The following is a 12,355-nucleotide window of genomic DNA, read 5'->3' on the forward strand; positions in this document are numbered from 1 at the left end:
GCCAACCGGCGCAACTTCGTCGCCTACTGCTGCGCCGCCTGGAGCGCCATGACGGCGCTGTGCGGCATGGCCACAGGGTTCTGGACGCTGGCGCTGGCGCGCGTGGGCGTGGCGGTGGGCGAGGCCGGGGGCGGCTCGCCGTCGATCTCCATGATCGCCGACCACTACCCGCCGCAGCAGCGCGGGCGCGCCATGAGCGTGTACATGCTGGGCCCGCAACTGGGCATTTTGTTCGGGCTGACCCTGGGTGGCTGGATTGCCCAGCACCACGGCTGGCGTGCTGCTTTCATCTGGATGTCGGTTCCGGGCGTGCTGGCGGCGCTGCTGCTGCGCTTTACGACCGTCGAGCCGCGCCGGGGCCAATGGGACAGCGCCGCCAGCGCCCCCGCCGGGGCCACGGCAGAACCCATGCGCGTGCTGCTGCGCGACCTGTGGGCATCGCGCGCCTTTGTGCGCATCACCCTGGCGTGCCTGCTGATGGGCTTTACCGGCTATGGCATTGGCATCTGGACACCGGCCTTTCTGGTGCGCTCGCACGGCATGTCGCTGCAAGGCGCGGGCATTGTGATGGGCCTGGTCGGTGGCCTGGCGGCGGCGCTGGGCGCGCTGACCAGCGGCTGGCTGAGCGACAAGCTGGGCAAGCGCGATGCGCGCTGGCGCATCGGCGTGCCGCTGCTGGGCTGCTTGCTGTCGGTGCCGTCGGGGCTGGCGTTTTTCATGATGCCTGCGGGCGATGCCTGGCAAGTGGGCACCCTGCTGGTGCCGCGCGCGCTGGCGTTTTACGTGCTGTTTGGCTTCACCGCCGTGTGGTGGACGGCGCCGGTGTATGCGGTGCTGGCCGAACTGATTCCGGCGCACCGCCGCTCTGCCGGACTGGCGATTTTCAACCTGGGCATCACCATGGTGGGTGGCGGGTTTGGCCCGCTGCTGGTGGGTGCATTGAGCGATTTCCTGGTGCCGCAATTTGGCAACGAGGCGCTGCGCTGGGCGCTGGCCGCCACCACCGGCAGCTGCTTTTTTCTCGGCATGCTGGCCTTTGCCTGGACAGTCAAGCCTTACGCCGCCGAGCGGCTGGTCCCCGCTCCGCCCCCTGCGGCAGCACATTGAAGGAGCCGTGCCGTGAGCGCAGCCATTTCTGAATCCCTGCCCCGGCGCAGCTACACCCTGGCCCTGCTGACGCTGATGTCGGCAGTGGCTTTCATGGACCGGCAAATCCTGGCCGTGCTGATCCAGCCGGTGAAGCTGGAGTTTGGCCTGTCCGACCTGCAAATCGGCCTGGTCACGGGGCTGGGTTTTGCGCTGACGTTTGGCCTGCTGGGCGTGCCGCTGGGCCGCCTAGCCGACCGCCATGAACGGCGCAGCCTGGTCGCCTGGTGCCGTGGTGCGGGGGGCCTGCTGGCGGCGCTGGGGGGCATCTCGACGGGGTTTTGGTCGCTGATGTTCACGCGCGCGGGCAGCGCCGTCAGTGACGCAGGGGGCAGCCCGGCGTCGATGTCGATGCTGGCCGACCTGTACCCGCCAGAGCAGCGCTCGCGCGCCATGAGCGTGTTCAGCACGGGCGGCAGCGTGGGCGCCCTGATGGCGCTGGTGCTGGGCTCGTGGCTGGCCGAGCACTATGGCTGGCGCACCACGGTGGTGGTGGGCGGCTGCGGCGCGCTGCTGCTGGCGCTGCTGCTGCGCTGGAGCGTGCGCGAGCCCCTGCGCGCGCTGGCGGCACACGCCGCACAGGCCAGCGCGGGTGCGCCGCGCCAGGGCGCCGTGGCCGCCGTGTGGGCCCAGCCGGTGACGCGCTGGCTGATCGTGGGCGCCGCCTGCGCGCTCTTGGCGGGCTACTCGTTTGGTGCCTGGAACACCGCCCTGCTGGTGCGGCGCCACGGCCTGTCGCTGCAACACGCAGGCTGGATCTCCGGCGCTGCGGCCTTGCTGTCGGTGCTGGGCAGTCTGGCGGCGGGCAGCCTGACCGACCGCCTGGCGCGCCGCGATCTGCGCTGGCAACTGGGCGTTCCGGTGCTGGGCCTGGGCCTGGCGCTGCCGTGCGCGCTGGCCTATTTGCTGCTCCCCGCCGGGGCGCTGGTGCCAGCGGCAGTGCTGGTGGTGGCATTTGCTTTTTTCATGCCCTGGTGGGTGGCGCCGACCTATGCCGCACTCAGTCTGGTCGTGCCCGCACAGCGCAGGGCCACGGCCAGCGCCATGGTGCTGCTGTCGGGGGCCATCGTCGGCAATGGCGTGGGACCGATCTTTACGGGCTGGCTCAGTGACCTGATCCACCTGCGCACGGGTGGCGATGGCCTGCGCTACGCGCTGGCCGTGGTGGTGTGCATGCTGCTGCCCGCCATGCTGGCGTTTGGCTACGCCCTGCGCGCCTACCCGGCCGCCCACCGCGCTGCCCTGTCCCCTGCGCCGCACTGACCCCCCTCGCCACGAAAGCACGACCATGCCATCACCCGACACCGCCAGCGCAACCACCACCCCACAACCACCCGCGCCCCTGCCGGAAGAAAGCACCCCGGCGCACTGGAGAATGATTTACCTGGCCCGGCGCAACCCCGCCCTGGCCGCAGGCGATTTCGCCCAGGCCTGGCGCGAGCATTCGGCGCTGGGCCGCCAGTGCCGCAATGTGCAGGACAAGGTGCTGGGCGTCACGCAATGCGCGCGGCTGCGCGACCACGGTGAAGACGGCGGCCTGCCCGGCGCCAGCACCGATTACGACGGCGTCAACCTGCTGCAACTGCGCGACCTGGCCGTGGCCACCGACCTCTGGAACGACCCCGAAACGCTGGCCATCATGCGGCCCGACGAACCGCGCGTGTTCTCCACCTATGTGCGCGATTTCACGCTGGTCTGCCGCGAGCAGGTGCTGCGCGATGGGCCCGCCAGCCCGGTGGGGGTGTTTGGCTTTTTGCGCCGCAACCCTGGCGTGAGCAAAAGCGCTTTTGATACGGCCTGGAACAATGGCCCCCAAGACGCTTGGCTCAGCGCGCCGGCACTGGACAACGCCCGGCGCGTGGTACACAACCACGTTGTGCAAACGCCGCCCGAGGGCTACGACTACGACGCCATTGCCGAGTGGTGGTTTGACAGCGCCAACGCGGCCCGCGCCGCCTTTGCCGACAGCCGCAATGGCAACGCCAATGGCGCGCCAGATATGCGCAGCAAAGTGCGTGATCTGCGCTGCCAACTGCCCGCGCCGTACAGCGTGCTGGTGGACCTGACACAGTCGGTATTCATGTTCACCCAGGTCACGCACCAGCGGCCTTGATCGCCCCATAAAAAACCCGCCTGTGAGCGGCAGACAGACTGCAGCCCAAGGCGGGAACGGGGAGTGCTGTGCCAGGGTGCTGGTGCGCACCCTGGGACGGCATCAGGCCGAAAAAATCAGGCGGCGGCTTCGGCCATGGCGGCGGCACCGCGCTCACTGTACGGCGTCGCGCCGCGGGGCACGTACAAGCCTTCGCATTGCTCCAGGTACTCGCTCTTCTTGGCACGCGGGTTGTAGAACTGCTTGTACCAAATGCGCGCCTTCATGAAAGGGCCGTCGCTGGGAATGAACAGGCCGTTCAGGCACGGTGCCTTGTTCGTCCAGACCTCGAAGTCCTGGGCAAACGCCAGGCGGCTCGACTCCTGAAACTGGCGTGCGGCCACCAGATCAGACGTGTTGACCTGTGCATTGCCCCCGGGCGACTTGACGATCAGCGAGTGCCAGACCTTGACGCTGCCGTCATCGACCGGCGTGTGCATGATCAGCAGCGCCGTCTCGAACATACCCGTCAGCATGGAGATCAGCACGCCGGGGCCGTGGTAGACGGTATCGGTGTACAAGGTGCTGTTGGCCGGATCAGAGCCCACCAGCGTGCGGTGACCACCGCACTGGCGCTGGATGGCGTTGTGGCCCTTGAACTCGTTCTCGTAGCGCTCGACGGTGGAGCCATGGATGGGGCTGAGGTGGCCGTAATCCACGATGTTGTCCACGACCTCCTGGGGGTGCTGGTTCAGCATGCCCAGGTGGTCCCAGTGGCCGCGCACCCAGCTGGGGTCGTCCCATTGCGGCAGGCTGGGGTGCGCCCACTCGGGCTCGCCGCCTTCGGGGTCGTGCCAGACCCAGATGGCGCCCAGGCTCTCGACCACTGTCCAGCTCTTGACGCAGGCAGCCGCCGGAATGGGGCCCTGGTGGTAGGGGATATCGTCGCACTTGCCGTCGGCCCCAAAGCGCCAGGCGTGGTAGGGGCAGCGGATGCCGTCGCCCTCGACGTTGCTGCCACCGCCGTCAATGACCACATACGAGGTGTTGTTGGGCGCTGCCAGGTGCGTCTTCATGTGCGGGCAGTAGGCGTCCAGCAAAATCACTTTACCCGTGGCACGGCCCCGGTACAGCGCAAAGTCCTTGCCAAAAAAACGCACCGCCAGGGGCTTGTGTGTGTTCAGCTCTTGGGCATCGGCAATCATGAACCAGCCTCGGGGGAAGGTGAATTCCCCCAACCGGTAATCTTTGGAAGTGGCCATAAAGTCTCCAGACAGAGTTGTGGTGGGTAAAAGCCAATGATCGATTTGCCTTTGCCCGCTGACATACCCTGTTTGGACGATAGACACGCCGCCTCTGATGCAGCGCAAACCGCACGCCCTGCTACCCCATTCGGACGATGAACAAAGCACGGCAGGCGGGAAGTGCCTGCGGCAACCGGCGCCCGCGCTACCGTACCGGCCCAGGCGGTACGGGTAGCACCTGCGTTGGGGATGGGCAGGCCACCCGGCCCCCTGGGCCCGCTGCGGCGTGTTCAGGACGGCAGGACGCTGGCTGGCGAATCCACTCTTGCAGCGCCTGCGAGAGCTGCACGCGCTCGTCCCGCAGCGCCAGGTGCTGCGCACCCACACAGGCCTGCAAATCCGCCAGCGCCGCCTTCAGCAGCGCCTGCGAGCAGTGCAGCTTGCGCGCGGCATGGGCCACGTCGCCCACCTCGCTGACCACGCGCAGACAGCGCCACTGCGCGCTGGACAAGGGTGCCTGCGCCCACAGCAGGGGGCGTGGGCCGTCCGGGGGCTGGCTCATGCCAGCTGGTGTTCGCGCACCAGCGCTTGCAGCTCAATAAGCTTGGGCTTGCCCGCCAGGGCGGCAGCGTCCGGGTGGGTGGCCAGCCACAGCAGGCTGGCGGCAATGGCGCTGGGCGCCACCGCACCGTAGCGCTGCGCCAGCGCGCCATCGTCGCCCAGCGTAGCGGTCACAGCCTCGGTCGTGACCAGGCCGGGGTTGACGCTGAAAGCGCGCACGCCCTGGGCGCCGTGCTCACGGTTGATGCAGCCCGCCAGCCGCGCCAGGCCCGCCTTCGAAGCGCCGTAGGCAAAGCCCCAGCCGCCCTGGTTGGCGGCCACCGGCGGGTCGTTCTGCCCGGCGCCCGAGCACACATTGATGATCTGGCCGCTGCCCTGCGCCAGCAGCGTGGGCAGCAGCCGCCGCGCCAGATGGAACGGCGCCACCACATTGCCCAGCAGCGTGCGTTGCAAGGCGTCGTCTTCCAGGTCGAGCAGCATGGCGTTGCTCTCGCGGTCTTGGTAAACGGCGTTGTTGACCAGCAAGTCGATGCGGCCAAAATGTGCCAGCACCGCGTCCAGCGCCGCATCCATCGAGGCCGTGTCCATCAAATCCATGGCGTGGGCAAACACTTGGGCACCACTGGCCTGCACAGCGGCGGCCGTGGTGGCCAGGCTGCCCGAGAGCAGTTGCCCATCCGGGCGGCGCAACTGGTGGGCCAGCGTCTGGCCATCTGCATGGGTGCGCGCGGCAATGGCCACGCGCCAACCGGCGCGCCCAAAGGCCTCGGCAGTGGCCGCACCAATGCCACGGCTGGCGCCGGTAATGAAAACAACGGGGGCAAGCGGGGTAGTCAACGCATCATCCTTTCAAAAAATGGGTGGGGGCGCATCCGGCGCAGAGGCACTCAGGCAGCGGGCACGGCGGGCGGCACCATCTGTGCCAGCCGCGTGCGGTAGGGGTTCAGCGCCGTGGCCAGCAGCAAGGCCGTGGGCACCATCAGCAGCATCACGCACACCAGCGACCAGCGCAGCGCCTGCGTGCCAAACACCGGGGTCAGCAAGTCGCTGACCACGCCCGTTACCAGCGGGCCGGCGCCCACGCCAAACAGCGTGATGAAAAAATTCAGCAAAGCCGCTGCCACGCTGCGCTCATTCGATCCCACCATGTGGCTGGTAGCGCTGTACGACAGCGAAGGCCACCAGCTGGCAAAAAAGCCAAACGCCATGGCAAACGCCAGCGCGTGCGGCACCGCCAAGGTGCCCAGCTGCCAGACGCCCGTGGTGGGCCAGAGAAAGAAAGCAACGGCGCAGGGAATGGCCGCCACCACGCCCACCAGCGGCAGGCCCAGTTGCCAGCGCACATCGCGCGCCACCAGCCGGTCGCACAGCCAGCCACTGCACAGGGCACCGACCACGGCGCCCACGCCGCTGGCCACGCCAAACAGCAAACCCGCCTGGGCAATGCCCAGGCCGTGCGTGCGCACCAGAAAGCTGGGCGTCCAGACACCGTAGCCATAACCGGCGATACCGGCCATCCCACACGCCAGCGCCAGGCGGCGAAACGCGGTGATGGCGAACAAGCGGCGCACCTGCGTCCACAGCGACTCGGTCGGCTGCTGCTGCACCTGCGCCAGGGCCACTGCTGTCTCAAAGCCGCCCCGGCGCGGCTCGCGCACCAGCAGCATCACCAGCGCTGCCAGCACCACGCCCGGCGCGCCAAACCAGATAAACGTGGCGCGCCAGCCATAGTGCTGTGCAATCCAGCCGCCCAGCGCCAGGCCAATCAGCACGCCCAGGTTGGGGCCCATCATGAACAGGCTGATCATGAACGAGCGCTGCTTGGGCGGGTACAGGTCAGACACCAGCGAAATCGACGGCGCCATGCCCCCCGCCTCGCCAATGGCCACCGACATGCGTGCCAGCAGCAACTGCCAGAAATGGTTCGCAAAACCGCAGGCCATGGTGGCCAGGCTCCACAACCCGCAGCACACCGCCACGATGGCGCGGCGGTTGTAGCGGTCGGCCAGCTTGCCCACCGGCACGCCCAATGCGGCATACAGCAGGCCAAACGCCAGGCCGGTGAGCAGCCCCATCTGCGTATCGCTGGCGCCAAACTCGGTTTTGATGGGCTCAATCAAAATCGCAATGACCTGGCGGTCGATGAAAGAAAAAATATAGACCAGCGCCAATAGCGCCAGGCTCAAGTGCGTGCGCCAGGTCACGCGCGGGGGGTGGTGGGGCAGGTTCATGGCCCATGGTCGCCGGGCAGAGGCTGGTGTGCCATCGTCTTTTCAGACTAAGCCAGACAAAACCGGGGCCGCTAGCATGTCTCCACAACCATCCATAAATACGCCCGGAGACTGCATGACCACTTCCCTTGCCCCCTGCTCCACACCCACCGCTGCGCTGCTTGCCGCGCAGCAAGCTGCCTTCCGCGCCGAAGGGCCGGTCAGCGCGGCCACCCGCCAGGCCCGCCTGCAACGCGCCATCGACATGCTGGTGCAGCACTGCGACGCGCTGTGCCAGGCCATGGGCGAAGACTTCGGCGGCCGCGCGGCGGTGTTCTCGATGATGAACGACGTGGCCGGGTCACTGGGCTCGCTCAAGCACGCGCGCGACCACCTGACCGAGTGGATGCCCGACCAGCCACGCCCCAGCGTCTCGCCCTTCGACAACTTTGGCGCCACCGCCTGGGTCAAGTACCAGCCCAAGGGCGTGGTCGGCATCATCGGCACCTGGAATGCGCCGGTCTTTACCCTGCTCTCGCCGCTGGCGAGCGTGTTTGCGGCGGGTAACCGGGCGGTGCTCAAGCCCTCCGAAATCGCGCCGCGCACCGCCGAAGCGCTGGCGCGCGCCGTGGCCGAATTTTTTGCCCCCGAAGAGCTGGCGGTGGTGACCGGCGGCCCCGACGTGGCCGCCGATTTCTCGCGCCAGCCCTGGAACCACCTGGTGTTCACCGGCTCGACCGCCGTGGGCAAACGCATCATGCAGGCCGCCGCCGAGCACCTGGTGCCGGTCACGCTGGAGCTGGGCGGCAAATCGCCGGTGCTGGTGGGCCAGAGCGCCGACATCGCCAACGCCGCCGAGCGCATCGCCGTGGGCAAGGGCCTGAACTCGGGCCAGCTCTGCGTTGCGCCCGACACGGTATGGGTGCATGAAACCCAGGCCGACGCTTTGATCGAGGCACTGCAATCGGCCTACGCCGGCCTGTTCCCCACCATTGCGGGCAACCCCGACGTCACGCCCGTGGTCAACACGCAGCACTTTGCGCGCGTCGAATCCTATGTGGCCGATGCCGGTGCGCGCGGCGCGCGCGTGGTCATGGCGGGCGACTGGCCCAGCGCCGAGGGCGCAGCCCAGCGCCGCATGCCGCTGCGCATCGTGGTCAACCCGCCCGCCGACAGCGAGATCGCCCAGCACGAAATTTTTGGCCCTGCCCTGGTGCTGCGCACCTACCGCGCCCTGAGCGACGCCGTGGCCGAACTCAACGCGGGCGAGCGCCCCCTGGCGCTGTACTACTTCGGCAGCGACGCCACCGAGCAGCAGTGGGTCCTGGACCACACGCTGTCGGGCGGGGTATCGGTCAACGATGTGGTCATGCACCCGGCGCTGCACGACGCGCCCTTTGGCGGCGTGGGTGCCTCGGGCATGGGCCACTACCACGGCCACGAAGGCTTTTTGGAATTCAGCCACGCGCGCAGCATCTACAGCGCGGGCAGCCATGACCCGCGCCGCGAGTGGGGCATGTTGCCGCCCTACACCGAGCAGTTTGCGCAGATGGTGCGCGGCGCCATCACGCCCTGAGTTTTTCCCGCCAAGCGGGCGCTACCGGCTTGGCCCCCCTTGTGCCAGCACCCTGCCCCTGACCAGACAGGGTCGGTGGGCGCTGCCACGCCTTCCTGTTTTTTCTTTTTCAGGCACTGAACATGACCGCTTCTTCCTCCCCCTTCTCCCTGCACGGCCAGGTGGCCATCGTTACCGGCGCTGGCAAAGGCATTGGCCGCGCGTGCGCCCTGGCGCTGGCCCGGGCCGGTGCCGACGTGGCGCTGGCCGCCCGCACCCAGGCCGACCTGGACACCGTGGCCGCTGAAATCCGCGCCCTGGGCCAGCGCGCTATCACAGTGGCCGGTGACGTCAGCGACGAAGCCGCCCTGGACACACTGGTAGCGCGCACCGTGGCCGAGCTGGGCAAAGTGACCATCCTCATCAACAACGCGGGCGGCTCTGGCCCCAACAGCCCCGTGAAAATGGGCGGCGCCGAATTGAGCGCCGTGCTGGCCTGGAACGTCACCCCCGCCTACCTCTTGATCCAGAAAACCGCGCAAGCGATGAAAGACGCCGGCGGCGGCGCAGTGGTCAACATCTCGTCGGTGGCGGCGCGCTACGCGCAAAAGCACTTCAGCGCCTACGGTGCGGCCAAGGCGGCGCTCAACCAACTGACGCGCAACCTGGCGCAAGACTTTGCGCCGCTGGTGCGCATCAACGCCATTGAGCCCGGCACCATCATGACCGAGGCGCTGGGCCGGGTGCTGACCCCCGAGCGCCTGGAAAACATGCGCAAAACCACGCCCCTGGCCCGCATGGGCCAGCCCGAGGACATCGCCAACGCGGCGCTGTTCCTGGTCTCGCCCGCAGCGGGCTGGATCACCGGCAAGATTTTGGGCGTGGATGGCGGCGTGGAAGCGCCCAACTTCTGATCTGCACACCCGCCAGCAGGCGCTGGCAGCTATTTATTTAATAGCTACTGGCGCTTATCCCACAAGCGCTGGAGGCCAAAAACACCACTAAAACAGGGGTGCCTCCAGCCCCCCTCCCATTCACTGGCTCACACGCTGCGCCCGACCCGGTTGCCGTCGTGCATGGCGCCCTCGATGTAGTTCACACCGGCGCAGTCGCCAATGCGGTGCACCGGCACGCCGCAGGCGGCCAGCGCGGTGGCCACGCGGTCGTCGGCCTCGGCGCCGATGGCCAGCACCACCGAATCGGCGGGCGTGCTCTGTTCGGCGCCTTTGGCGTCTTGCCACAGCACCGCGTCGCGGGTGATTGCACGCACCGTGGCCTTGAGCTTGAGCGTGCCGTGCGCCGTGACGGCCTCGACCACGCGCCAGCGGCGCACGATGGGCAGCTCCGGGCCGGGGTGGGTGCCGGGCTCCAGCACCGTCACCTGGCGGCCCCGGGCCAGCAAAAACTCGGCCAGCTCCAGCCCGACCAGCCCGCCGCCGACGATGACCACCTGCTTGCCCAGCGGCATCCACAGCTTGGACAGGCTTTGCAGCGCCTGCGTGCTGTCGGTCACGCGCAGCATGCCGCCCGCCTTGAACAGGGTGCGCTCGGTCAGGCTGAGCTTGGCCCTGGCGATCTCGTCGGCGCGGTCGCTGGTCATCAGGCGACGCAGTTCATCGCCGCTCCAGACGTGCTTTTGTTCGGCGCCCGCAATGGCGGGCGCGGCGCGGCGGGCACCGGTGGCCACGACGATGGTGTCGGGTTTCAAGCGCGCGACCAGGGCGGCATCGGCCTCGGTGGACAGCTGCACCGCAATGGACGATTGCTTGATCTGCCCGACCAGGTAGTCCAGCAGCTTGCCGTTTTCCGGATAGGCCAGCGCGGCAAAGAACAAGGTGCCGCCCAGGCGGTCGCTGCGCTCAACCAGCGTGACGCGGTGGCCGCGCAGGGCGGCCACGCGCGCTGCTTCCATGCCGGCGGGGCCGCCGCCCACCACCAGCACATGGCCGGGGGTGGTGGCGGGCACGATGGGCGCCTCCAACTCGTGGCCGGTGCGCGCGTTCACGGCGCATTTGATGCCCCGGTTGACAAAAATCTCGCTCACGCAAGCGTAGCAGTAAATGCAGGGGCGGATGGCCTGGGGCTGGCCAGCGATCAGCTTGTTAGGCAATTCCGGGTCGGCCAGCAGCTTGCGCCCCATGGCGATGAAGTCGGCCTCGCCCGCGTCGATGGCGGCGGCACCGGCCTCGGGCTCGATGCGCCCGGCCACGATGATGGGCAGGCCCACCGCGCGCTTGAAGGCTTTGGCGTAGGCCAGGTAAGCGCCGCTTTGCTGGGGGATGGGCGCATCCGTGAAGTCGCTGCCCCGCACCAGGCGCGCATAGGCCGAGACGCTGATGGCGTTCACCCCGAGCTGCTCGCACAGGCGGGCGGTTTGCAGCGCCTCTTCCATCGCAATGCCGCCGGGTGTGTGCATCTCCTCGGCATCCAGGCGCACCCACAGCGGGTAGTCGGGGCCGACGCGGCGGCGCACCTCGGTCAGCAGTTCGCGCAGCAAGCGGGTGCGGTTCTCGTAGCTGCCGCCGTAGCCATCAGTGCGTTGGTTGAAGTAGGGCGAGAGGAAACCGGCAATCAGGTAGTTGTGTGCGCAATGCACTTCCACGGCATCAAAGCCCGCCTGCTGCGCGCGCACGGCGGCGGCGGCATACCACTCGATCACTTGCGCAATGTCGGCCTCGTCCAGCACACGGTAGCGGTCCGGATGGGGGCCCACGCCCACGAAGGTGGACAGCTCTTTGGGCGTGATGGTGCGCATGGCGGCGCTGGGCGGCAGCTCCGGCGGCACCGAGGGCACCCACATCTCGCGCCCGTGGGCACGGTCGTTGGCCGCCACTTTGCCGCTGTGGTTGATCTGGATGGCCACCTTGGCACCCTGCGCCTGCACGCGGCGCACCACCTGCGCCAGGGTGGGAATGAAGTCGTCGCTGGAGATGCCCAGCTGGTGTGGCTCGCTGGTGCCGCTGGGCCACGACACGGCGGTCGTGCCCAGGATGACCAGGCCCGCGCCGCCGCGTGCGCGCGCTTCGTAGTAGGCCTGGGTTTTTTCGGTGGCATGGCCGTCCAGGCCGCCGAAGTTCTCGCCCATGGGGGCCAGGGCGATGCGGTTTTTCAGGTGCAGCGAGCCAATCTGGCCGGGTTGCAGCAAGGGGGCGTAGGAGGTGGCCATGGTCAAAATCCGGGTGGGTTGTAAAAGCCGTCAGCAAGCCCCGGGCGCGCACACGCACCCCAGGGTGGATGGGGTCGATTGTGGGAAATCCCCTGCAACCAACATCGTCCATTTGGACGCATCCTGAGCGCTTTTTTTTCGCCACAGTGGCAGGCGATATGTTGTCTCCAGACGCCTCCAGAAGGCTCCAACCAGAAGGCTGAAAAATGAAAATTCTCGTTCCCGTCAAGCGCGTGGTGGACTACAACGTGAAAGTCCGCGTCAAATCGGACAACACGGGTGTGGACATCGCCAACGTCAAGATGAGCATGAACCCCTTTGACGAAATCGCCGTCGAAGAGGCCGTGCGCCTGAAAGAAAAAGGCGTGGCCACCGAGGTCA

The 12,355-nt window shown here is 67.9% G+C and carries 10 protein-coding genes and 1 pseudogene; 6 read left to right on the forward strand and 5 right to left on the reverse strand.

All coding sequences use genetic code 11. From position 1 onward, the window contains the following. From PHX69_RS06825 to PHX69_RS06835, 3 genes are all read left to right on the forward strand, one after another. A partial coding sequence (locus tag PHX69_RS06825) for an MFS transporter (protein ID WP_288042988.1) occupies positions 1–1,107 on the forward strand: 1,107 nt, incomplete at its 5' end. Between the two features lie 12 nt (positions 1,108–1,119). Then, positions 1,120–2,409: an MFS transporter gene (locus PHX69_RS06830; RefSeq protein ID WP_288042989.1), complete on the forward strand. Its 1,290-nt coding sequence runs from the start codon at positions 1,120–1,122 to the stop codon at positions 2,407–2,409. A 25-nt stretch (positions 2,410–2,434) separates the two neighbouring features. Continuing rightward, positions 2,435–3,259 carry an EthD domain-containing protein gene (locus tag PHX69_RS06835; RefSeq protein ID WP_288042990.1) on the forward strand — a complete coding sequence of 275 codons (825 nt, stop codon included), beginning with the start codon at positions 2,435–2,437 and terminating at the stop codon, positions 3,257–3,259. A gap of 116 nt (positions 3,260–3,375) precedes the next feature. Here the strand turns inward: PHX69_RS06835 and PHX69_RS06840 are convergent, their stop codons facing one another. From PHX69_RS06840 to PHX69_RS06855, 4 genes are all read right to left on the reverse strand, one after another. Continuing rightward, positions 3,376–4,500, reverse strand: coding sequence for a 3-ketosteroid-9-alpha-monooxygenase, oxygenase component (locus PHX69_RS06840; RefSeq protein WP_288042991.1), 1,125 nt, complete (start codon positions 4,498–4,500; stop codon positions 3,376–3,378). A gap of 187 nt (positions 4,501–4,687) precedes the next feature. Then, a complete protein-coding gene (locus PHX69_RS06845; RefSeq protein ID WP_288042992.1) occupies positions 4,688–5,044 on the reverse strand; it encodes a hypothetical protein in 357 nt (118 codons plus the stop codon). Next, positions 5,041–5,880, reverse strand: a complete 840-nt coding sequence (locus PHX69_RS06850) for an SDR family oxidoreductase (protein ID WP_288042994.1) — start codon at positions 5,878–5,880, stop codon at positions 5,041–5,043. The genes PHX69_RS06845 and PHX69_RS06850 overlap by 4 nt, the downstream gene beginning before the upstream one ends. A gap of 50 nt (positions 5,881–5,930) precedes the next feature. Continuing rightward, positions 5,931–7,274: a spinster family MFS transporter gene (locus tag PHX69_RS06855; protein WP_288042995.1), complete on the reverse strand. Its 1,344-nt coding sequence runs from the start codon at positions 7,272–7,274 to the stop codon at positions 5,931–5,933. A gap of 115 nt (positions 7,275–7,389) precedes the next feature. Between PHX69_RS06855 and PHX69_RS06860 the strand changes: the two genes are divergently transcribed. Both PHX69_RS06860 and PHX69_RS06865 read left to right on the forward strand, forming a co-directional pair. Next, positions 7,390–8,829 carry a coniferyl aldehyde dehydrogenase gene (locus tag PHX69_RS06860; protein ID WP_288042996.1) on the forward strand — a complete coding sequence of 480 codons (1,440 nt, stop codon included), beginning with the start codon at positions 7,390–7,392 and terminating at the stop codon, positions 8,827–8,829. 122 nt (positions 8,830–8,951) lie between these two features. Then, positions 8,952–9,722 carry an SDR family NAD(P)-dependent oxidoreductase gene (locus tag PHX69_RS06865; protein ID WP_288042997.1) on the forward strand — a complete coding sequence of 257 codons (771 nt, stop codon included), beginning with the start codon at positions 8,952–8,954 and terminating at the stop codon, positions 9,720–9,722. 128 nt (positions 9,723–9,850) lie between these two features. Here PHX69_RS06865 and PHX69_RS06870 read toward each other — a convergent pair whose 3' ends face one another. Beyond that, the gene (locus PHX69_RS06870; RefSeq protein WP_288042998.1) at positions 9,851–11,974 is read right to left on the reverse strand and encodes an FAD-dependent oxidoreductase; all 2,124 of its coding nucleotides are present in this window, start codon (positions 11,972–11,974) and stop codon (positions 9,851–9,853) included. A 206-nt stretch (positions 11,975–12,180) separates the two neighbouring features. On the opposite strand from PHX69_RS06870, the pseudogene PHX69_RS06875 reads away from it, so the two are divergent. After that, positions 12,181–12,355, forward strand: a pseudogene (locus PHX69_RS06875) (electron transfer flavoprotein subunit beta/FixA family protein); the annotation flags it as partial.

The sequence above is a fragment of the Simplicispira sp. genome, assembly GCF_028687295.1.
Taxonomy (GTDB): Bacteria; Pseudomonadota; Gammaproteobacteria; order Burkholderiales; family Burkholderiaceae_C; genus Simplicispira; species Simplicispira metamorpha.

Coding starts and splice junctions, on each gene's coding strand:
- PHX69_RS06835 (WP_288042990.1), top strand. CDS start 2,435: ATGCCATCACCCGACACCGCCAGCGCAACCACCACCCCACAACCACCC.
- PHX69_RS06870 (WP_288042998.1), bottom strand. CDS start 11,974: ATGGCCACCTCCTACGCCCCCTTGCTGCAACCCGGCCAGATTGGCTCG.
- PHX69_RS06860 (WP_288042996.1), top strand. CDS start 7,390: ATGACCACTTCCCTTGCCCCCTGCTCCACACCCACCGCTGCGCTGCTT.
- PHX69_RS06865 (WP_288042997.1), top strand. CDS start 8,952: ATGACCGCTTCTTCCTCCCCCTTCTCCCTGCACGGCCAGGTGGCCATC.
- PHX69_RS06855 (WP_288042995.1), bottom strand. CDS start 7,274: ATGAACCTGCCCCACCACCCCCCGCGCGTGACCTGGCGCACGCACTTG.
- PHX69_RS06840 (WP_288042991.1), bottom strand. CDS start 4,500: ATGGCCACTTCCAAAGATTACCGGTTGGGGGAATTCACCTTCCCCCGA.
- PHX69_RS06845 (WP_288042992.1), bottom strand. CDS start 5,044: ATGAGCCAGCCCCCGGACGGCCCACGCCCCCTGCTGTGGGCGCAGGCA.